The sequence below is a fragment of the Pseudomonas sp. R15(2017) genome, from assembly GCF_002112685.1.
GTDB classification, from domain to species: domain Bacteria; phylum Pseudomonadota; class Gammaproteobacteria; order Pseudomonadales; family Pseudomonadaceae; genus Aquipseudomonas; species Aquipseudomonas glycinae.
Map to the genome: position 1 here is coordinate 470401 of NZ_NEII01000003.1, position 19122 is coordinate 489522.

The window sequence follows — 19122 nt, forward strand, 5'->3', positions numbered from 1 at the left end:
ATCAGGCTTGCGGAGTTTTACGGAAGCCCACGGCCAGGCGATTCCAGCTGTTGATGGTGCTGATCGCGACCGTCAGGTCGACCATTTCTTGGGGCGAGAACTGCGCAGCGACCACTTCGTAGTCTTCGTCCGGGGCGTGGGTCAGGCTCAGTTGGGTCAGGGATTCGGTCCACAGCAGCGCGGCGCGTTCACGTTCAGTGAAAAACGGCGCTTCACGCCACGCGGTCACGGCGAACAACCGGCGTGGGGTTTCGCCGCCCTTGATCGCGTCGGCGGTGTGCATGTCGATGCAGAACGCGCAGCCGTTGATCTGCGAAGCGCGCAGCTTGACCAGTTCGATCAGGGTCTTTTCCAGCGGCAGTTTCGAGACGGCGGTTTCCAGGGCGATCATCGCTTTCAGGGCATCTGGGGACGCGGTGTAGAAATCGATACGAGGTTTCATGGCGACTCTCCGGGGCAAGTGAATGTGGGGCTACGTTAGTCCCGGCGCCCGGACCGGCAAATAGCCAATCTCCCGGAAGATGGGTAGGCCACTGCGTCGGTGTCAGAAAAGAAAGTGTGAATAGGCAATTGCCAGCACTCGTTGCGCGCCACTAGAATGCGATCAATTCTTAATTGCACCCTAATCGCACTCTCGATTGCATCTCTGGCAACGGACGCCCGAAACGAGTACCTGCCCTCCATGTCGTCCCTCGATCAGCCGTTGAATCAGCAAGTCCAGACGCTCTATAGCGAACACCACGGGTGGCTGCAGGGCTGGCTGCAGCGCAAGTTGGGCAGTCGCTGCGATGCGGCCGATCTGGCGCACGACACGTTTTTGCGCCTGCTCACCCGTCAGGTGATCAAGCCGTTGGGCAGCGAGCCCCGGGCGCTGCTGACGCACATCGCCAAAGGCCTGATGATCGACCGTTGGCGGCGTCAGGACCTGGAGCGCGCGTACCTGGAAACCATCGCGCACCTGCCCGCCGCCGAAGTGCCGTCGCCGGAAACCCGCTACCTGATTCTGGAAACCCTGTGGCGCATCGAAGCGCTGCTGCGCGAACTGCCCGAGCAGACCCGCGACACTTTCCTGCTGTCGCAGATCGAAGGCCTGACCTACGCGCAGATCGCCACACGCCTGGGGGTTTCGCTGATCACCGTCAAACGCCACATGCGTGCCGCGTTCATTGCCTGCCTGAGTGTCGCCTGATGCATTCGTCGATGATCAATCCGCAGATTCTCGGCGAAGCCGCCGACTGGCTGGTGCAACTGCATTCCGGCACCGCCACCCCGTCCGACCATCAGGCAATCGCCCAATGGCGCACCCGCAGCGCCGAGCACGCCATGGCCTGGCAACGGGCCGAAGCGCTGTTGGGGGATTTGCGCAGCGTGCCGGCCAACGTGGCGATCCAGACCTTGAAACGCGCCTCGCGCAAAGAAGGCCTGAGCCGCCGCCAGACCCTCACCCGCCTCGGCTTGCTGTTAATGGCCGGGCCGCTGGGCATCGCTTCGCAGCATGTACCGTGGCAGCAATGGACCGCCGACCAGCGCACCGCCGTCGGCGAACAGAAGAACCTGCAATTGCCGGACGGCACGCAATTGGTGCTCAACACCGACAGCGCCGTGGACATCGCTTTCAGCCCGGTGGAGCGTCGCGTCCTGCTGCTCAACGGCGAAGTGCTGATCAACACCGCCGCAGATGCCAGCGCCCGTCCGTTCATTGTCGAAACCCCGCAAGGTGTGGCCCGCGCACTGGGCACGCGATTCTGCGTGCGCACCGAGGGCTCGCGCAGCCAGGTGTCAGTGCTCGAAGGCCAGGTTCAGATCACCCCGCAACTGCTCAAACACAGCGCGATTCTCCAGGCCGGTGAGCGTCAGCGCTTCAAGCTCAACAGCTTCGACAGCAGCGAAACCTTCGACACCGCGTCCCTGGCCTGGGACAAAGGCATGCTGCTGGCCAGCAACATGCGTCTGGACGAATTGCTCGGCGAATTGAGCCGCTACCGTCACGGCGTCCTGCGTTGCCATCCGGACGTGGCAGCGATGCGCGTATCCGGAGCGTTTTCCCTGCGCGACACCGACGCCAGCCTGCGTTTGCTCAGCGATACCCTGCCGCTGAACATCAACAGCCTGACCCGCTATTGGCTGTCGGTGGAACCGCGTGTCTGAGCCCTCGGAAAATATTTTCAATATTCCCTGATACCTTTTCGCGACTCGTCCGGTGAGTGGATAGACCTTCCGATTCCACGCCCCCGACAGGAACACCGAATGACCGCAATGCCATCGCCCCGCCCCGCCACGTTTGCGCTCAAGGCCCTGAACCTGAGCCTGGCCCTGGCCTTCAGCGCACTGCTGCCGAGCGCCGCCCAAGCCGCCGACAGCGTCAGTGAAAGCGCCAGCCGCAGCGTCAACATCGGCCCCGGCCTGCTCAGCCATGTGCTGGCGCAATTTGCGGTCAGCGTCGGCGTGCCGCTGTCGTTCGATCCGGCGCAACTGGGCAATCGCCAGAGTCCCGGCCTGCAAGGCAGTTACACCGCACAGAGCGGTTTTGCTAGGTTGCTGGAAGGCAGCGGTTTCGAACTGATCAGCACCGGCCACAACGGTTACACCGTGGCGCCGAAAGTTGCGGCGGACGGCGCGCTGGAACTGGGCGCCACCAACGTCAGCGCCCTGCGTGACGACAGCGGTGACACCTACGGCGGCGAACAGGTCGCCCGCCGCGCGCAGATCGGCATGCTCGGCAACCAGGAGGTCAACGACCTGCCCTTCAGCGTCACCAGCTACACCGCCAAGACCATGGCCGACCAACAGGCCCAGACCGTCGGCGATGTGTTGCTCAACGACGCCTCTGTGCGCCAGTCCAACGGCTTCGGCAACTTCTCGCAGATGTTCATGATCCGCGGCCTGCCGCTGGCCTCCGATGACATTTCCTATAACGGTCTCTATGGCGTGCTGCCCCGGCAGATCATCGCCGTCGAAGCGCTGGATCGGGTCGAACTGTTCAAGGGCCCGAACGCGTTCGTCAACGGCGTGACCCCGAGCGGCAGCGGCATCGGCGGCGGGATCAACCTGCAACCCAAACGCGCGATGGACACGCCGACCCGCAGCGTCACCCTCGACTACAGCGCCGACGGTCGGGTTGGCGGCCATCTGGATCTGGGCCAGCGCTTTGGCGAGGACAACCGCTTCGGCGCGCGGGTCAACCTGATGCAGCGCGAAGGTGACACCGCCGTCGATGACGAAGACCAGCGCTCGTCGCTGTTCAGCGTCGGCCTGGACTATCGCGGCGATCGCCTGCGGGTCTCGACCGATTTCGGCTATCAGAAGCAGGTCATCAACCAGGGCCGCTCGGTGGTCTATGTCGATTCGAGCTTGGCAAAAGCGCCCAAGGTGCCGCACGCCAACGCCAGCTACGCCCAGAGCTGGAGCTACTCGCAACTCGAAGACACCTTCGGCATGGCCCGCGCCGAGTACGACCTCAACGACAACTGGACCGCCTACGTGTCCGGTGGCGCCAAGCACACCCGCGAGAACGGGGTTTACTCGTCGCTGACCGTCACCGACCTCAACGGCAACGCCCGTGGCGGCATGCTCTATTCGCCCCACGACGAGGACAACCAGAGCGCCATGGCCGGGCTCAACGGCCGTTTCGATACCGGCCCTGTCACGCACCAGTTGAACCTCGGCTGGGCGGGCATCTGGGGCGAGCAGCGCTCGGCGTTCGAAACCATTGGCACCGCCGGGCGCTACAGCACCAACCTGTACAACGTCACCGACAAGCCGCGCCCGGCGCCCACCTCGTTCGCCAGCGACATCAGCGACCCGCGCATCACCGGCAAGAACACCCTGCGCAGCGAGGCGATTTCCGACACCCTCGGCTTCGTCGATGACCGCATCCTGCTGACCCTCGGCGTGCGTCGCCAAGAATTGAAAGTCGACGGCTGGAGTACCGCCACCGGCGCCCGCACCTCAAGTTATGAAGAGTCGATTACTACCCCGGTCTATGGCCTGGTGATCAAGCCGTGGGAACACGTGTCGTTCTACGCCAACCGCATCGAAGGCCTGGCCAAAGGCCCGACGCCGCCGACCACCGCGATCAACCGCGACGAAACCTTCGCCCCGGTGCGCAGCAAACAGATCGAAGCCGGCGTGCGCCTGGACATGGGCAGCTACGGCGCCAACCTCGGCGTCTATCGCATCGAACAACCGTCGAGCTACACCCAGGACGGAATCTTCCGGGTCGACGGCCAGCAGACCAACAAAGGCGTGGAACTCAACGTCTACGGCGAACCGCTCGACGGCCTGCGCCTGCTCAGCGGCGCAACCGTGATGAAGACTGAACTGGAAGGCAGCAGCAACGGTGTGAATGACGGTAATCGCGCCATCGGGGTGCCGCGCTTCCAGTTCAACCTCGGCGCCGACTGGGACATTCCGGGCCTCGAAGGCGCGGCCCTCAGCGCGCGGATGTTGCGCACCGGCGGCCAGTACCTGAACGCGGCGAATACTCAAAGCATTCCGGCGTGGAACCGCTTCGACCTGGGCACGCGCTATGCCTTCAAACTGGATGAAAAGCAGATCACCCTGCGGGCCAATCTGGAGAACGTCGCCAACGAAGCCTATTGGGCCTCGGCCAACGGCGGTTACCTGACCCAGGGCACGCCGCGCACGCTGAAGGTTTCGGCCACCGTGGACTTCTGACCGCTCGTCATCCGGCCGGCACCAAGGGTTCGGCGCGTCTGACCAATATCAGGTAAATCCCCTTTCCGGAGACAAACCATGATGACGCGCAAACTCACCTCGCTGTTATTGATCGGCCTGCTGGCCACAGGCTCAGCTGCGACGTTCGCCGCCAATGACGGCGCCGATGCCACGGGCACCAAATCCGGCTCCACCAACAGCTCGCCCATGCCACCGGACAACACGCCGGGCTCGCCGTCCGGCGGCAGCGGCGCAGGCAATGGCACCGGCACCAACGGTGGCGCCAGCGGTTCCGGTTCGGGAGCGGGAGGTGGCACCGGTTCGGCCGGTGGCGGCACGGGCGGTGCCGGCGGTGGCACGGGCGGCTGAACGAACAAGAGCAGGTCATGGTGAAGGCCATGGCCTGTGTCTGAACCGATTCGATTTTGTCAGCGATCCGAACGCATCAGTTCGCCAACGCTAACGTCCATTGACAGCACGGCCGCGCGGTTGCGGCCGGCGTTCTTGGCCTGATACAGCGCCGCATCCGCGCGTTGAATGAACAGTTCCGGGCTGTCGTTGCCGGTCGGAATAAACGCATAGCAACCCAGGCTCACCGTGAGATACCCGGTGGGCGAACCGCTGTGGGTGATGTGTTTGTCCATCACGCTGCGGCGGATCTGCCCGGCAATTGCCAGTGCGCCGTTGATGTCGGTGTCCGGCAGCAGCACCGCGAACTCTTCACCGCCATAGCGCACCGCCAGATCGGACTTGCGCTGGCAGCAGTTCTTCACCACCTGCGCGACCTGCGTCAGGCAATGGTCGCCAGCCACGTGGCCGTAGGCATCGTTGTAGCGTTTGAAAAAATCGATATCGAGCATGATCAGGCTGACCGGGCTCGACTGCCGCGCACCGCGGGCAAATTCCACCTCCAGCGAGCGCTCGAACAGACGCCGGTTGGCCAGTCCGGTCAGGCTGTCGTGGGTGGCGATCTGTTCCAGCGCCTGCTGGGCCTTGCGCAGGTTTTTTTCGATCCGCTCGCCATCGCGCACCTGATGAATGAACACCCAGCCGAACAGCCCCACGCCGAGCATCACCAGCGCCACGATCACGCTGGACTGAAACGCCCGGTCATACCAGCCCTGGAGGATCGTGTCCCGGGACGAAGACGCCGCGACCACCAACGGGTAGCTTTCCAGCTGCCGGTAACCATAAAGACGCGCCACACCGTCGACCACCGAATCGATCATCGCGGTGCCGGCGGAGGCGTTGGGTAGCAGCTTCTGATAGATCTCGCCCTTGGCCAGCGAGGTGCCGATCAGAGACTCGTCGAACGGCCGACGGGCGAGCAACGTGCCGTCAGTCATGCCGAGAAACATCGTGCCGTTGTCATCCAGACTGAAGCTTTTGAAGAACTTGTCGAAGTACGACATCTTGATCCCGGCCAGCAACACGCCCTGGAAATTGCCGGCGCGGTCGTTGACCCGTTTCGAGATCGGGATGATCCACTCGCCGTTCTCGCGGCTGCGGATCGCCGGGCCGATGTGCGCCACACCCGACACGTTCTGCTGGTGAAACTTGAAGTACTCGCGATCGGCCACGCCATTGCCGCGCGGCAGATCCGGGAACGAGGTAATCACCCACTGCCCTTCGCGGTCGAACAGGAACATGCCGTGCAACTGCTCGAGTTGTTGCACTCGCCGCGCGAAGGTTCGCTGCAATCGCGGCTTCTGCGCCGCACCGTAGCCATCTTCCTGAACCCAGTCGACCAGGCTGGTCATCACCAGATCCGCCGCCAGAAACGTGTCTTCAGCCTGCTGCGCCATCGCCCGGGTCAGGTTGGCCGACGACACCTGCGCGTTGGCCAGATCCTGGCGCCGCGACTGTTCGATCTGCAAATACAGCAGACCGGACAGGCACAGACACACAGCAACGATGAACAACACCGCCGCCTTGCGCAGGGGCAAACGCTTGAGGGTGCCGCCGGGGGCCTGATGCGGATCGTGAATGGGGATAGGCAAAAGCGTGTCCTGGGCAGGTACGACAGGGGCAAAAGCCCGAAACCCTTGTTCTTGTGAGCGTAGCCCACCGGGTTGTGTGGGGCAACCAAGTGCCCTCGCGACGATCCCGACCCAGTTGCTATCGGCGCGCAGGGCAATTGGATGACCTGCGACGCAAATTATTTTTGCCTGCCCGTTTTTGCCCGCATCAGCCCTGACGGGCCAACCGCCGCATCGCACTGTGCAGATGCGCCCGCGCACTTTCTGGATCGCCCTCGCGCATCTGCTCGTACGCCCGCTGCGCCACCGCGTGCGGCACCGGTTTCAACACCCGTTGCGTGGCCATCGCCAGCAGTTGCACTTGCGCGGCACGCTCCAGGTAATACAGATCGTCCCAGGCTTCAGCGATGGTCGGCGCCGCGACAATCACCCCGTGATTTTTCAGGAACAGAATGTCGGCCTCGCCCATGACCCCGGCAATCCGGTCGCCCTCGCGCTCATCCAGCGCCAGCCCGTTGTAATGCTCGTCCACCGCCGTGCGCCCGTAGAACTTCAGCGCGGTCTGGCTCAGCCACAACAGCGGCGGCCCCTCCAGCAGGCACAACGCCGTCGCGTTCGGCATATGGGTGTGGAACGCGACTTTTACTCGGGGCAGTCGCTGATGCAGGCGCGCATGAATATAGAAAGCAGTCGCTTCCGGCTGACCCTCGCCGTCCACCACGTTGCCGGCGAAGTCGCAGACCAGCAGGTTATGCGCCGTGACTTCGGCAAACGCATAGCCGTACGGATTGACCAGAAACAGGTCAGCATGCCCCGGCAACATCGCCGAAAAGTGATTGCAGATCCCCTCTTCCAACCCGTGCAGCGCCGCCAGTTGAAAGCACGCCGCCAGCTCTTTGCGAGCGGTGATGACGGCTTCGCTGTCGAGGTTCAACGAGGCGTAACGCGCGGGTCGGGCGCTGCCGGTCAGGGTATGGGCCATGGCGAACCTCCTTTATGACCAGCCAAGGGATGCGAACAGCGGAAGAACTGCGTCCAGCGTGTTGAGGATCGCGTCGGGTCGATAGTCCGGCAGCAACTGACGACCGGTCCCTCGATCAATCCATACGCAGCGAAAATGCATGTCGCGGGCCGCCGTGTGGTCGAGCATCGGGCTGGCGCAGATGTGCACCACCTGATCGCGGCTGACGCCCAATTGCTCATGAGCGTAGTCGAACAGCCGCGGCGCCGGTTTGTAGGCACCGGCCTGTTGCGCGGTGATCACCCGGTCGATATGGCCGCCGAGTTGAGCGACGTTGCCGGCGATGATGTCGTCATCGGTGTTGGAGACGATGCACAGCTTGAAACCCTTGGCCTTGAGCTGCGCGAGGGTCTCGACGACCTCGGGAAACGGTGGCATCTGCGGAATCGCGGCGGCCAGGCGCTGACTGTCTTCGCTGGCACTCGCCAGGCCCAGTTCTTCCAGGGCCAGTTGCAGGCCGAGAGTGCTCAGCTCGCGAAACGAGCGGTGCGGCGGTGTCTGTTCCAGGCGATGTTCGTGGCGGTCGTAAACCTCGATCAGGCGCCCGGCATCGACCCGGTGTTCGCCCTTTTCGCTGAGGATCCGCTCGGCCACGGCGCGCAGGCCTTCGTCCCATTGAATCAAGGTGCCGTAGCAATCGAAGGTCAGCCATTGCGGGCGCGGTGTGTTGATCAAGGTCATGGGGAATTCCTCTGCAAGTGAGGGCTTCAGCTTATGAACTCGGGGTGATAGTGTGAAATTAAATAAATAGCCGACCGTCAGTTGCCAAACAAATATCGAGGCCGCCGCCATGCTGGATCTGGAACTGCTGAAAACCTTCGTCTGCGTGGTCGATGAAGGCAGCTTCACCCGCGCCGCCGAACGCGTCCACCGCACCCAATCCACGGTCAGCCAACAGGTACGCAAACTCGAAGACCTGGTCGGCCACGCCCTGCTGTTGCGCGACCGCACCGGGTTGAACGTCAGCGTCACCGAGCACGGCGAACTGCTGATCCACTACGCCCGTCGATTACTGGCCTTGTCGGCCGAGGCCAGCGAAGCCCTGGCCAGCGATCTGGATCTGGAAATCCTGCGCATCGGCATGCCGGAAGACTTCGACGCCCGACGCATGGCGCTGATCCTCGCCGGCTTCACCCGCAGCCACCCGCAAGCGCGACTGGAAACCGTCAGCGGCATGAGCCTCGACCTGCGTCAACGCCTCGACAGCAGCGAAATCGACATCGCCCTGATCAAACGCGAACCCGACAGCGGCCCCGCCTGGGCGACCTGGCCGGAACGACTGGTGTGGGTCAAGGGCGTGGAATTTGATGCGTCCACTGGCGTGTTACCGCTCGCGCTGTTTCCCCAGGGCTGCCTGTACCGACAACGGGCAATCCGCCTGCTCGACGTGGCGCAACGCCCCTGGCGTGTGGCCTTCGGCAGCCACAGCCTGACCGGCATTCAAGCGGCGGTGGCCTCAGGGCTCGGGGTTTCGGTGCTGCCGGCATCGGCGGTGTTGCCGGAGCATCGGGTGTGCACGGACTTGCCGCCGCTGCCGCCGACGGAGCTGGCATTGGTCAGCCGCGAGGGGGTGTTGAGTGGATTGCAGCGAGGGTTGGTGGAGTTTTTGCGCGGGGAATTGGGGGTGGATGCGGGGGGATTCGCTTGATCCCCCCGACTGGCGCGGAGCTCAGGGCTTGTTGACTTCGCGCAGCAGGTCTGCGACCGGGAGGTTCATGGTGTTTGAGTAGTAGGGTTTGTAGCCGTAAGCGGTGACGACGACTTTGCAGGGGATTTGTTGTTTGTCTGAGAGGAGTTGGTTCAGTTCGGCCGCTGACAGATTTCTGTCCGTACTTCTATCGCTAGAGGTTTCGATCAAAAACGCGCTGGTCAGATAGGAAAATCCCGTTTTGTTCGCCTGCCCCTTGTCCGAGGTAATCAAACCGAGGGCAGAAAACTGCATTGATTTATCAACCGCAAAGTCTTCGTCGTCTCCCAAGGCGCACTCAAGAGTACCCGACGCCATTCCTTTACGTTCGCCTCGGTCAAAAAGATCCAGAACATCCACGTCCGATTGATACCGAATGTCGTACAAGAGCGTTCGTTCTCTTACAACAGACACAAAGATCAAATTTGCCGGAGGCTTTACATGATCCTTTGCACACCCGGAGCAGATGACCAGAAACATGCAAAGAAGAAATTTATACCTCACGAGAACTCCTCCATGATCGATTCAAGCAGCAAGTCGCTGGCCGATTTATTGCCATCTATTCGCGCAGTAAACAGCCCCAACGCGTCGGCATGGTTGGCATCTACGTTAGCGTTCAGCGAAGGACCACAAGAAATCAGCCACTTTTCACCAAAGTCAGCCACCCCATCCGAAGGATCTCGTTGAGTAGGCGTGGCTTTAATGTTGATCCAGTCTGCCGCAACGGGTTCGGGACGTTCACGGTAAATGTCCGATCCCAGCCACACCAGAGCTCCTTCACCTACAGGGTCAAGGGTAATCAGCATTTGAACTCTGTAACCCCACTCCGACATTATTTTTGTCAGATGCGCACCGTTCCATCCGCCCAAGCTATGACCAACGATATAGACAGGACAACTTTTGTAGGGAATCAGGCTTAGAACATGTCTCTGAATATCCTTTTTTCCCCTGACCTCGTTGTAACCCAACCATTCTGACTTGTATCTTCCCTCGCTCTTCAGTGTTTCTGTACGACTGTCAAGATTCAGCTTTGCAAAACGGATATTTCTGTATGGCCCTGAAAAGTAGTAACTCTCCTTATCCCCAGCGCCTCCCACAAACACAACAACCGCCTTGGTACTCTCCACCGGCACAGCCTTCACACTGACATCCTTCTTGTCCGTCAGCGTATGTTCCTTGTGCAGCTTGTAATTGTTGCCTTTCTCGCACGTAACCGTTTCCGCACCCATGCCTCATTCCTCCAGAAACAGTTTGATGGTTTCCGGAAGATGCGAACTGATCGTGTGGGTAAAACCGGCGGCGTCAGACACCCCGTGTTCCATCCGACCGTCCGCGCGCTGAATCATGTACGGATGATTCGGCATCGGTTCGCCGGTCGTGTCGTTCACCAACTGCAACTTGTCGGTGAAGTGCACCGGCATTGGCAGCAGGCCGCTGAAGGGAGCGTTCACCACGGTATCGCCGATGATGACGGTACCGGAGCCGCCCACTACCACATTCCCGTGACCACCGGTGCTGTCCAGGGTTGCGGCGTTCAGGCCATTGATAAAAACCGTCGAGGCAACGCCACCGGTAATCGGGCTGCCGCACGCCGACTTGTCGGTCATTCGTGCAGCGGGCAGCCCGTCGAAATTCACATTCGGCGAACCGCTGACAATCGGGTTGGTGCCATGCCCCGGCAATGGGCAAGCGGTCGGGTCGGTCACTCGGGCAGCGGGTTTTCCGCTCATGAAAAAGCTCCTTGCAGTATCGCGTCATCATCCGTGGGGCGCGCAGCATGAACAAAGTCCTTCCATTGATCAAACCCGATTGCAAAAAAACAGGCGCCTGAAAAGGCGCCTGTTTTTTATGGCCAGTAACCGATTGCGTTATCGCGACGGCGGTACCCGGATATCCCCCGCCCGGCACTGGGTTTTCACGCCCTTGCCGCAGGCGCCGAATTGCAGGTCCTTGCCCATGCACACGCGCACTTCCGAGAGCTCCGGGCCGTTGCAGATCACGGCGATGCCGTCTGACGGGATGCCCGGATTGCTCCTGCGGAACAGGTCGGCAATTTCCTGCGCTTCGAAGTAATAAGAGCTACTGAACGGTTGCAACTCTTGCGGGATGTTCACCGCCGCCACGGCTTTGTCCGCTTCGTCCAGATAGCCCATCGCGCCGAGGCCGCTGCAGGTGCCGTGTTTGCTCCATTCGTGATCGAGCAGTTTTTTGGTCGGGAACAGCGTCAGGCCTTTGGCCGTTTCGGCGGCCGACAGGTTAGTCAGCGGCGGACAGGATTCCGGCCAGCCGCCCTTGGCGTATTGCGGCCAGAGGCCATGCAGGACAAAACCGTAACCCTTGCCGGTGCATTGCGGGTCGTCCTTGTGGGTCAGGCAAAAGGTTGGCGACCAGGACAACGTCAGCAGATAGTAATCGAACACCCCCGCCACCGATTCCGCCTTGTTGGCAGACGACTGGCGTGCCGAACTCAGGCCGATGCTACCGACCGTCAGCGCAATCAACGCCATAATTGTAAAAAGCTTTTTCATGTTCCCGTTCCTTGGGACGCGTGCGTCCGTGGTTTCTGTGGTCTGACCGTCACGTGGTCAGGGGCTGATTGAGTCACGCTTGTGTTGCAGGCGCATGACGCAGGGCAAAACCTGCATTACTTTGAAAGGACTACGATGTTGTTGAATTCAACACAGGGAACCGACATGAGTAAAGCAGACGAACTCGCCGCGAAACTCAAACAAACCCGGCACACCCATGCTGACGAAATCACCTGCGCCGAACTGGAGATCGATTGCTGGCCGGCTCAGGTCTACGCCTTGTATCACCGCATCGAGGGCTGGTTGCAACCGGTGACCGAGGTAGGCCTGAAGATTCGGCGAAATCCTACCCATGTTTGCGAAACTTCGCCGGATGGCGAGACCCACGACTACGCCATCGACCAGTTGATCATCGAAGCCAACCACCACAGCCTGACGTTCGACCCCATCGCCCGCTTTACCGAAGACGGCTCGGGGCGTGTGCAAATCGTCCTGCCGGGCCGCGAAGCATCGCTGCTGCGCACGGTCGATGAACACGGCGAAAGTCATTGGTGGTTGCAGACGCTCGAGACCGGGCAACAGCTGGATGCGATTGCGTTGACGGAAAACAACCTGTTGTTGGTAGTCCAGGAAGGGCTCGGTTTGTAGGTTGAACCTGACACAACTGTAATCCGCCCCTCAGCCAGCTGAAAGCTGCCGCTGGTTAGCCTCCTCGTCATTGGTCAAACGGGGACTTCCAGCGCATGCCATCCACCACCTCAAGACGCACCTTCGTCAAAGGCCTCGCCGCCGGCAGTCTGCTCGGCGGCCTCGGCCTGTGGCGCACGCCGGTCTGGGCCTTGAACAGCCCCGGCCAGATAAATGAACTGAGCGGCACCGACTTCGAGCTGTTCATCGGCGAAACCCCGGTCAACTTCACCGGCCAGCCGCGCACCGCGATGACCATCAACGGCAGCCTGCCCGGCCCGCTGCTGCGCTGGCGCGAGGGCGATACGGTGACGCTGCGGGTGCGCAACCGGCTCAAGGACAGCACGTCGATCCACTGGCACGGCATTCTGCTGCCGGCCAACATGGACGGCGTGCCGGGCCTGAGTTTCAAGGGCATCGAGCCGGGCGGCGTGTACGTCTACCAGTTCAAGGTTCGCCAGCACGGCACCTACTGGTATCACAGCCATTCCGGCTTGCAGGAGCAGGCCGGCGTTTACGGGCCGCTGGTGATCGACGCGCGGGAGCCGGAGCCGTTCCACTACGACCGCGACTACGTGGTGATGCTCAGTGACTGGACCGACGAAGACCCGGCCAGCTTGATGAAGACCCTGAAAAAACAGTCCGACTACTACAACTTCCACAAACGCACCGTCGGCGATTTCATCCACGACGTCGGCGAAAAAGGCTGGGGCGCCACCGTCGCCGATCGCACGATGTGGGCGCAGATGAAGATGAATCCCACCGACATCGCCGACGTCAGCGGCGCCACGTACACCTTCCTGATGAACGGCCACGCCCCGGATGACAACTGGACCGGCCTGTTCCGCCCCGGTGAAAAACTGCGGCTGCGGCTGATCAACGGCTCGGCCATGAGCTACTTCGACGTGCGCATTCCCGGATTGAAAATGACCGTGGTCGCCGCCGATGGCTTGCACGTCAAACCGGTCAGCGTCGACGAGTTGCGCATCGCCGTGGCGGAAACGTATGACGTGATCGTCGAACCCGCCGCCGACGCCTACACCCTGTTCGCCCAGGCCATGGACCGCACCGGCTACGCCCGAGGAACCCTCGCCGCCCGCGCCGGTTTGTCGGCTCCGGTGCCGGCGCTGGACCCACGCCCGCTGGTGACCATGGACGACATGGGTATGGGCGGCATGGACCATGGTTCGATGGACATGAGCGCCATGGATCACTCAAGCATGAACATGGGTCCGATGCAGTCGCACCCCGACAGCGAAAAGGACAACCCGCTGGTGGACATGCAAGCCATGACCACCGCCGCGAAACTCGACGACCCCGGCCTCGGCCTGCGCAACAACGGTCGCCGTGTGCTGACCTACGCCGACCTGCGCAGCACGTTCGAAGACCCGGACGGCCGCGACCCGAGCCGCACCCTCGAGTTGCACCTCACCGGCCACATGGAGAAATTCGCCTGGTCGTTCAACGGCATCAAGTTCTCCGACGCCGAGCCGCTGCGCTTGAAGTACGGCGAGCGGATTCGCCTGGTGCTGGTCAACGACACGATGATGACCCACCCCATCCACCTGCACGGCATGTGGAGCGATCTGGAAGACGAAAACGGCAATTTCCAGGTGCGCAAACACACGATCGACATGCCGCCCGGCACCCGCCGCACTTACCGCGTGACCGCCGACGCGCTCGGCCGTTGGGCCTATCACTGCCATCTCCTGTACCACATGGAAATGGGCATGTTCCGCGAAGTGCGGGTGGAAGAATGAGGACGCCGACCATGACTCGATTTGCCGCGTTTTCGTTGTCACTCCTGTCGATGGCCCCGGCCTTCGCCGCCAGCGACATGCAGGGCATGGACCACAGCCAGATGGCTGATATGCAGGGCATGGATCACAGTCAGATGGCTGATATGCAAAGCATGGACGACGGCATGATGCAGCCCGCTGCGCCGACCGAAAGCCGCACGCCGATTCCGGCACTGACCGACGCCGACCGCGCTGCCGTGTTCACCAGCCACGCCGGGCATCAGGTCCACGACAGCGCCATCAACACTTACTTCCTCGCCGACAAACTCGAATGGCAGGACGCCGACGACGCCAGCACCCTGGCCTGGGATTTGTCCGGCTGGATCGGCGGCGACATCGATCGACTGTGGCTGCGCTCCGAGGGCGAACGCAGCAACGGCAAAACCGAAGACGCGGAAATCCAGGCGCTGTGGGGCCACGCGATTTCGCCGTGGTGGGACGTGGTCAGCGGCGTGCGCCAGGACTTCAAACCCGGCGCTCCACAAACCTGGGCCGCGTTCGGTCTGCAGGGGATGGCGCTGTACAACTTCGAAGCCGAAGCCACGGCGTTCCTCGGCGAAAACGGCCAGAGCGCGGTGCGGCTGGAGGGCGACTACGACATCCTGCTGACCAATCGCCTGATCCTGCAGCCGACCGCCGAACTCAACGTCTACGGCAAAAACGACCCGCAACGCGGGATCGGTTCGGGCCTCGCGAACACCGAAGCCGGGCTGCGCCTGCGCTATGAAATCCGCCGCGAATTCGCGCCCTACATCGGCGTGACCTGGAACCGTAGCTACGGCCACACCGCCGATTACGCACGGGAAGAAGGCGAGGATCGCAGCGAAGCGCGACTCGTCCTCGGCGTGCGGCTGTGGTTCTGAATCCCATCAAAAAACAACACCGAGGTCTTGCATGCGCACATTGAAAATCTCCCTCGTCCTCGCCAGCGGTTTGCTCCTGAGCACCCTGGCCCAGGCCCATCCGAAACTGCTGTCCTCGACCCCGGCCGAAGGTGCCGACGGCGCAGCGCCCGGCAAGATCGAACTGCGGTTTTCGGAGGATCTGCTGACCCAATTCTCCGGCGCCAAACTGGTCATGACCGAAATGCCCGGCATGGCCCACTCGCCGATGCCGATGAAGGCCAAAGTCAGCGCCGGCAGCGACCCGAAAACCATGCTGGTCACCCCGCTCTCGCCTCTGCCGGCCGGCACCTACAAGGTCGAATGGCGCGCAGTGTCGTCGGACACGCACCCGATCACCGGCAATGTCACGTTCAAAGTGAAGTGAGCGATGGCTGAACTGATCAACATCCTCCTGCGTCTGGCGTTGTATGTGGATTTGCTGCTGTTGTTCGGGCTGACGTTGTTCGGCCTGTACAGCGTTGAAGCGGTGCTGCGGTTTCGGCCGATGCTGCGCGGGATGGCGTTGATCGGGGCATTGCTGTCAGTGGCCGGACTGGTGCTGATGACCCGCGCCATGAGTGGCGAAACGGAATTCGCGGCGCTGTGGCCGCACCTGCAAATGATGGTTTTGGAAACGAACGTCGGGCTGGCGTGGGCGCTGCGGATGATTGCGCTGATCGCCGTGATGATCGGGCCGGGATTGTGGCTGGCATCGATGGCCAGCGCCGTCGCCCTCGCCTCCCTGGCCTGGAGCGGACACGGCGCGATGGATAACGCGTGGCATCTGCTCAGCGACATTCTGCACCTGCTCGCGGCGGGTGCGTGGCTGGGCGCGATGCTCGCGTTGATCTTGATGGCTCGGCTCGACGCACTGTGCAGCGAGGCGCGCATTCGCTCGCTGGCGGATTCCGTCAAACGCTTCGAAGGCGTCGGCGCGGCAATTGTGCTCATCCTCTCGGTCACCGGCGTGGCGAATTACCTGTTCATCGTCGGCCCGACACTGGGCGAAGTCCTGCTCGGCACCTACGGGATTCTGCTGGCGATCAAGGTTGCGTTGTTCGGGGGCATGCTGGTGCTGGCCGCGCTGAACCGCTTCCACCTCGGGCCGTTGCTCGAACAATCGTTGCGCGCCGGGCAACATCAAGTGGCAGCCAATGCCTTGCGTCGCAGCGTGGCACTGGAGCTGATGATTGCGCTTCTGATCGTGGGACTGGTGGCGTGGCTGGGCACGTTGAGCCCGGAACCGGAGTGACACCCGGCAAACCCATTCACTACACTGGCCTGCACTCCCACTGCACAAGCCCGATCTCCATGACAATTCCAAAAAGCACGATGATCTTCTGCGGCCTGCTGGCCATCGCCGGCGCCGCCCAGGCACAAGCACCGGCCTCGCACCTCGACACCATTCAGCAACAGGGCCAGTTGCGCGTCTGCACCACCGGCGACTACAAGCCCTACACCTTCAAACGCCCGGACGGCGGATTCGAAGGCATCGACATCGCCATGGCGCAAACCCTGGCCGACAGCCTTGGCGTCAAGGTCGAATGGGTGCAGACCACCTGGAAAACCCTGATGCCGGACATGCAGGCCGGCAAATGCGACATCGGCGTCGGCGGCATCTCGGTAACCCTCGAACGCCAGAAAAAAGCCTTCTTCAGCAACACCCTCGACGTCGACGGCAAGATCCCGCTGGTGCGCTGCGCCGACCAGTCCAAATACCAGACCATCGACCAGATCAACCAGCCGAACGTGCGCCTGGTCGAACCCGCCGGTGGCACCAACGAAGCCTTCGTCCACGCCTTCCTGCCCAAGGCGCAACTGGCGTTGCACGACAACGTGACCATCTTCGAACAACTGCTCGACAACAAGGCCGACGTGATGATCACCGACGCCTCCGAAGCCCTCTACCAACAGAAACTCAAACCCGGCCTGTGCGCCGTCAACCCGAGCCAGTTCATGCAATACGGCGAAAAAGCCTACCTGCTGCCGCGCGACGACATCAGCTGGAAACTCTACGTCGACCAGTGGCTGCACCTGAGCAAAGTCACCGGCAAATACCAGAAAGTCCTGAGCGAATGGATCGCCGTACCCGCGGCTCAGTAACCCTCAATCGTCATGCATCAGGCCGGAGCTGTACTGGTTGAAACTGTTACCGATATTGCTCCCGCCGAACTTCAACGTATTCACGTTCCGCGCCTCCGGCGACTGACAGTCGCTGGAGAAACAACTGGTGGTGGTCAGGCCACCGGAGCCGGAGCAGGCGCTTAGAACTGAGACGGTTGCGACGATCAACAGCGCTTTGAGTGGATTGTTCATGGTGTGTGGCGCTCGGGTGGGGTCGGGATCTTGTGGATGGATCGTAGGCCTGTGCGGGTGGCGGGAAGATGAAACTTACGGGGGTTTCAGCGTGGGTTCAGGTTGAACCCACGCCTGACGATCCCCCCCTCCGCGACAGAGGGTTGCCCGAATCTACTTCGGCTCGACGTTATCCAGCGCCTGATTCACCGCCAACGACCCCAACATCACCAACTGTGCAATGCCGATGGCGGTTTTGCGGTGGGCGGGTTCCAGGGTGGCGGCGAAGTTGTTGAGCATTTCGGAGGCTGATCCCAGGGATTCGCTGGCATTGGCGAGCAGGGATTCGGTGTCGTAGGCCGGGTTGGCGAAGTACATCGGGTCATGTTGGGTGTGGCTGCCCATGATCCGTTGCTGTGGGGTGAGGTAGTGATCGAGCGCGCGTTCGGCGGCTTCGTTCAGGGTTCGTGAATCGGGGAATTTGTAGGGGGAAACTGGATCGGTTTCTGGTGGGTTGGGTGTTGGTTTGAACATGGAGTAACTCCCGACGGATAAGAGGTTAGGAGCCGCCACCTTCGCTACCAAACTAGGGTGGAGGCCATACGCAGGTTGGTAGACCGGCCGTCAGGAACCCCGGCGCATCCGAAGATGCCCTGCGCATGACCACCATAAAACGAAGGCATTGAAAGCCTCCGCAAGACAGTAGTCTTGTGCTTCTGACGGAATCCGGGCTACCAAACCCGATCACTGGATTTCAGTGACCCAAGAACGATAGAACCCCCGTGCTAGAGGCACAAGCCGGCGGATTCTGTCTTAGGTGTAGGGGGTGGCGCAAGGATGTGTAGGGCCTGGATGACGAGAGAATGAGTCATTTAAACAAGCGAGTTTTTTTGGTTTAAAACATGCGCAAGGATTTGTGACTAGCGAATAGCCGCACCTACCGCCGCGCCACAGTCAGACCGATGATGGATCGAACTGACCCTTCTTTTACCTCCCGCAAATAAAGACCCTAATGCCTCGCCCCCAACCCGTGTACCAATTGCGTACCAACTCTTTTCTTCTCCCTCCTTGTCCCATCCCCGCTGCCGACTGCGTTAGCAAATTTTAAGCAGCGGTTTCCGGCTCCAATCCTGGCACTGTCTATCGATCGCTCCAGCGTATTTCGTGAGTGTTAAAACCGCGCGCACGAAAGGCCAACGAATCGCCCCGTCTGTGCTTCACTCCGTTTTCAGGTTGACCCCTGGGAAAAAGGTAATTTTGGTAATTTCCTTTTTTTTCGTCATAAAAACCTAATAGAATCAGTATGTTAGATGGATCTAGCAAAGGTAATAATAGGGTAATAAGGAGGTTAGAAAATTACCCTTAGTCGTAGTAATTTCACCCACCTACGAAACCCTTTAAAATCAGGCACTTGGCGAAATATTACCTCCGGCCTTACCAAATATTACCTTCAAAGGTAATACCTCAAAGCCACGGTCTATAAGGGCTGCAGCCAGCTTTTTGCACCGTCTTACCAAAATTACCTTTTTCCCAGCCTTGAACTGGAATCAGCCCCCTCAGATGCC

Annotated in this window: 21 protein-coding genes; 11 read left to right on the forward strand and 10 right to left on the reverse strand. The window is 61.2% G+C overall.

Annotated elements, in window-relative coordinates; all coding sequences use genetic code 11:
• Nucleotide 1 precedes the first annotated feature (1 nt).
• Nucleotides 2–442 (reverse strand): carboxymuconolactone decarboxylase family protein, encoded by a 441-nt coding sequence (locus CAF77_RS09045; RefSeq protein ID WP_011335126.1) that lies wholly within the window; start codon nt 440–442, stop codon nt 2–4.
• Between the two features lie 240 nt (nt 443–682).
• On the opposite strand from CAF77_RS09045, the gene CAF77_RS09050 reads away from it, so the two are divergent.
• The 4 genes from CAF77_RS09050 to CAF77_RS09065 all read left to right on the forward strand — a co-directional run bounded on the left by CAF77_RS09050 (nt 683) and on the right by CAF77_RS09065 (nt 5046).
• Nucleotides 683–1189 carry a sigma-70 family RNA polymerase sigma factor gene (locus tag CAF77_RS09050; protein WP_085654318.1) on the forward strand — a complete coding sequence of 169 codons (507 nt, stop codon included), beginning with the start codon at nt 683–685 and terminating at the stop codon, nt 1187–1189.
• Entirely contained in the window at nt 1189–2148 is a 960-nt protein-coding gene (locus CAF77_RS09055; RefSeq protein WP_085654319.1) for a FecR domain-containing protein, read from the forward strand. Before CAF77_RS09050 ends, CAF77_RS09055 begins: the two co-directional genes overlap by 1 nt.
• Before the next feature lie 99 nt (nt 2149–2247).
• A complete protein-coding gene (locus CAF77_RS09060; RefSeq protein ID WP_085654320.1) occupies nt 2248–4677 on the forward strand; it encodes a TonB-dependent receptor in 2430 nt (809 codons plus the stop codon).
• Nucleotides 4678–4755: 78 nt separating this feature from the next.
• Nucleotides 4756–5046 (forward strand): hypothetical protein, encoded by a 291-nt coding sequence (locus CAF77_RS09065; protein WP_085654321.1) that lies wholly within the window; start codon nt 4756–4758, stop codon nt 5044–5046.
• 59 nt (nt 5047–5105) lie between these two features.
• Here CAF77_RS09065 and CAF77_RS09070 read toward each other — a convergent pair whose 3' ends face one another.
• The 3 genes from CAF77_RS09070 to CAF77_RS09080 form a co-directional block, all read right to left on the reverse strand.
• On the reverse strand, nt 5106–6677 hold the full coding sequence (locus CAF77_RS09070; RefSeq protein ID WP_085654322.1) for a GGDEF domain-containing protein: 1572 nt from the start codon (nt 6675–6677) through the stop codon (nt 5106–5108).
• A gap of 187 nt (nt 6678–6864) precedes the next feature.
• The gene (locus CAF77_RS09075) at nt 6865–7638 is read right to left on the reverse strand and encodes an aldolase (RefSeq protein WP_085654323.1); all 774 of its coding nucleotides are present in this window, start codon (nt 7636–7638) and stop codon (nt 6865–6867) included.
• Nucleotides 7639–7650: 12 nt separating this feature from the next.
• Nucleotides 7651–8358: a haloacid dehalogenase type II gene (locus CAF77_RS09080; RefSeq protein WP_064380946.1), complete on the reverse strand. Its 708-nt coding sequence runs from the start codon at nt 8356–8358 to the stop codon at nt 7651–7653.
• A gap of 109 nt (nt 8359–8467) precedes the next feature.
• On the opposite strand from CAF77_RS09080, the gene CAF77_RS09085 reads away from it, so the two are divergent.
• Nucleotides 8468–9325 carry a LysR substrate-binding domain-containing protein gene (locus CAF77_RS09085; RefSeq protein ID WP_085654324.1) on the forward strand — a complete coding sequence of 286 codons (858 nt, stop codon included), beginning with the start codon at nt 8468–8470 and terminating at the stop codon, nt 9323–9325.
• A gap of 21 nt (nt 9326–9346) precedes the next feature.
• Here the strand turns inward: CAF77_RS09085 and CAF77_RS09090 are convergent, their stop codons facing one another.
• From CAF77_RS09090 to CAF77_RS09105, 4 genes are all read right to left on the reverse strand, one after another.
• Nucleotides 9347–9751 (reverse strand): hypothetical protein, encoded by a 405-nt coding sequence (locus tag CAF77_RS09090; protein ID WP_256576144.1) that lies wholly within the window; start codon nt 9749–9751, stop codon nt 9347–9349.
• 113 nt (nt 9752–9864) lie between these two features.
• A complete protein-coding gene (locus CAF77_RS09095; protein ID WP_064380951.1) occupies nt 9865–10593 on the reverse strand; it encodes an alpha/beta hydrolase in 729 nt (242 codons plus the stop codon).
• A 3-nt stretch (nt 10594–10596) separates the two neighbouring features.
• Nucleotides 10597–11094, reverse strand: a complete 498-nt coding sequence (locus CAF77_RS09100) for a PAAR domain-containing protein (protein ID WP_085608250.1) — start codon at nt 11092–11094, stop codon at nt 10597–10599.
• Nucleotides 11095–11232: 138 nt separating this feature from the next.
• Nucleotides 11233–11892: a ribonuclease T2 gene (locus tag CAF77_RS09105; protein WP_085654326.1), complete on the reverse strand. Its 660-nt coding sequence runs from the start codon at nt 11890–11892 to the stop codon at nt 11233–11235.
• A 165-nt stretch (nt 11893–12057) separates the two neighbouring features.
• On the opposite strand from CAF77_RS09105, the gene CAF77_RS09110 reads away from it, so the two are divergent.
• The 6 genes from CAF77_RS09110 (at nt 12058) to CAF77_RS09135 (ending at nt 17365) form a co-directional block, all read left to right on the forward strand.
• Complete coding sequence (locus CAF77_RS09110; RefSeq protein WP_045121792.1) at nt 12058–12540, forward strand: hypothetical protein; 483 nt, start codon at nt 12058–12060, stop codon at nt 12538–12540.
• A 95-nt stretch (nt 12541–12635) separates the two neighbouring features.
• Nucleotides 12636–14339, forward strand: coding sequence for a copper resistance system multicopper oxidase (locus CAF77_RS09115; RefSeq protein WP_064380955.1), 1704 nt, complete (start codon nt 12636–12638; stop codon nt 14337–14339).
• An 11-nt stretch (nt 14340–14350) separates the two neighbouring features.
• A complete protein-coding gene (locus CAF77_RS09120) occupies nt 14351–15241 on the forward strand; it encodes a copper resistance protein B (RefSeq protein WP_064380957.1) in 891 nt (296 codons plus the stop codon).
• A 31-nt stretch (nt 15242–15272) separates the two neighbouring features.
• A complete protein-coding gene (gene copC / locus CAF77_RS09125) occupies nt 15273–15647 on the forward strand; it encodes a copper homeostasis periplasmic binding protein CopC (protein ID WP_064380958.1) in 375 nt (124 codons plus the stop codon).
• A 3-nt stretch (nt 15648–15650) separates the two neighbouring features.
• Complete coding sequence (gene copD, locus CAF77_RS09130) at nt 15651–16514, forward strand: copper homeostasis membrane protein CopD (protein ID WP_085654327.1); 864 nt, start codon at nt 15651–15653, stop codon at nt 16512–16514.
• Between the two features lie 59 nt (nt 16515–16573).
• Entirely contained in the window at nt 16574–17365 is a 792-nt protein-coding gene (locus CAF77_RS09135; RefSeq protein ID WP_170928942.1) for a transporter substrate-binding domain-containing protein, read from the forward strand.
• Between the two features lie 3 nt (nt 17366–17368).
• Here CAF77_RS09135 and CAF77_RS09140 read toward each other — a convergent pair whose 3' ends face one another.
• Together CAF77_RS09140 and CAF77_RS09145 are read right to left on the reverse strand one after the other, a co-directional pair.
• Complete coding sequence (locus CAF77_RS09140; RefSeq protein WP_064380963.1) at nt 17369–17578, reverse strand: hypothetical protein; 210 nt, start codon at nt 17576–17578, stop codon at nt 17369–17371.
• A gap of 153 nt (nt 17579–17731) precedes the next feature.
• Entirely contained in the window at nt 17732–18091 is a 360-nt protein-coding gene (locus tag CAF77_RS09145) for a DUF6124 family protein (protein WP_007955862.1), read from the reverse strand.
• Between the last annotated feature and the right edge of the window lie 1031 nt (nt 18092–19122).

What these genes read in the sequence shown, in the direction of transcription:
- CAF77_RS09045 (WP_011335126.1), bottom strand. Translation starts at nt 442, where the DNA reads ATGAAACCTCGTATCGATTTCTACACCGCGTCCCCAGATGCCCTGAAA.
- CAF77_RS09050 (WP_085654318.1), top strand. Translation starts at nt 683, where the DNA reads ATGTCGTCCCTCGATCAGCCGTTGAATCAGCAAGTCCAGACGCTCTAT.
- CAF77_RS09055 (WP_085654319.1), top strand. Translation starts at nt 1,189, where the DNA reads ATGCATTCGTCGATGATCAATCCGCAGATTCTCGGCGAAGCCGCCGAC.
- CAF77_RS09060 (WP_085654320.1), top strand. Translation starts at nt 2,248, where the DNA reads ATGACCGCAATGCCATCGCCCCGCCCCGCCACGTTTGCGCTCAAGGCC.
- CAF77_RS09065 (WP_085654321.1), top strand. Translation starts at nt 4,756, where the DNA reads ATGATGACGCGCAAACTCACCTCGCTGTTATTGATCGGCCTGCTGGCC.
- CAF77_RS09075 (WP_085654323.1), bottom strand. Translation starts at nt 7,638, where the DNA reads ATGGCCCATACCCTGACCGGCAGCGCCCGACCCGCGCGTTACGCCTCG.
- CAF77_RS09080 (WP_064380946.1), bottom strand. Translation starts at nt 8,358, where the DNA reads ATGACCTTGATCAACACACCGCGCCCGCAATGGCTGACCTTCGATTGC.
- CAF77_RS09085 (WP_085654324.1), top strand. Translation starts at nt 8,468, where the DNA reads ATGCTGGATCTGGAACTGCTGAAAACCTTCGTCTGCGTGGTCGATGAA.
- CAF77_RS09095 (WP_064380951.1), bottom strand. Translation starts at nt 10,593, where the DNA reads ATGGGTGCGGAAACGGTTACGTGCGAGAAAGGCAACAATTACAAGCTG.
- CAF77_RS09100 (WP_085608250.1), bottom strand. Translation starts at nt 11,094, where the DNA reads ATGAGCGGAAAACCCGCTGCCCGAGTGACCGACCCGACCGCTTGCCCA.
- CAF77_RS09105 (WP_085654326.1), bottom strand. Translation starts at nt 11,892, where the DNA reads ATGAAAAAGCTTTTTACAATTATGGCGTTGATTGCGCTGACGGTCGGT.
- CAF77_RS09110 (WP_045121792.1), top strand. Translation starts at nt 12,058, where the DNA reads ATGAGTAAAGCAGACGAACTCGCCGCGAAACTCAAACAAACCCGGCAC.
- CAF77_RS09115 (WP_064380955.1), top strand. Translation starts at nt 12,636, where the DNA reads ATGCCATCCACCACCTCAAGACGCACCTTCGTCAAAGGCCTCGCCGCC.
- CAF77_RS09120 (WP_064380957.1), top strand. Translation starts at nt 14,351, where the DNA reads ATGACTCGATTTGCCGCGTTTTCGTTGTCACTCCTGTCGATGGCCCCG.
- copC (WP_064380958.1), top strand. Translation starts at nt 15,273, where the DNA reads ATGCGCACATTGAAAATCTCCCTCGTCCTCGCCAGCGGTTTGCTCCTG.
- copD (WP_085654327.1), top strand. Translation starts at nt 15,651, where the DNA reads ATGGCTGAACTGATCAACATCCTCCTGCGTCTGGCGTTGTATGTGGAT.
- CAF77_RS09135 (WP_170928942.1), top strand. Translation starts at nt 16,574, where the DNA reads ATGACAATTCCAAAAAGCACGATGATCTTCTGCGGCCTGCTGGCCATC.
- CAF77_RS09140 (WP_064380963.1), bottom strand. Translation starts at nt 17,578, where the DNA reads ATGAACAATCCACTCAAAGCGCTGTTGATCGTCGCAACCGTCTCAGTT.
- CAF77_RS09145 (WP_007955862.1), bottom strand. Translation starts at nt 18,091, where the DNA reads ATGTTCAAACCAACACCCAACCCACCAGAAACCGATCCAGTTTCCCCC.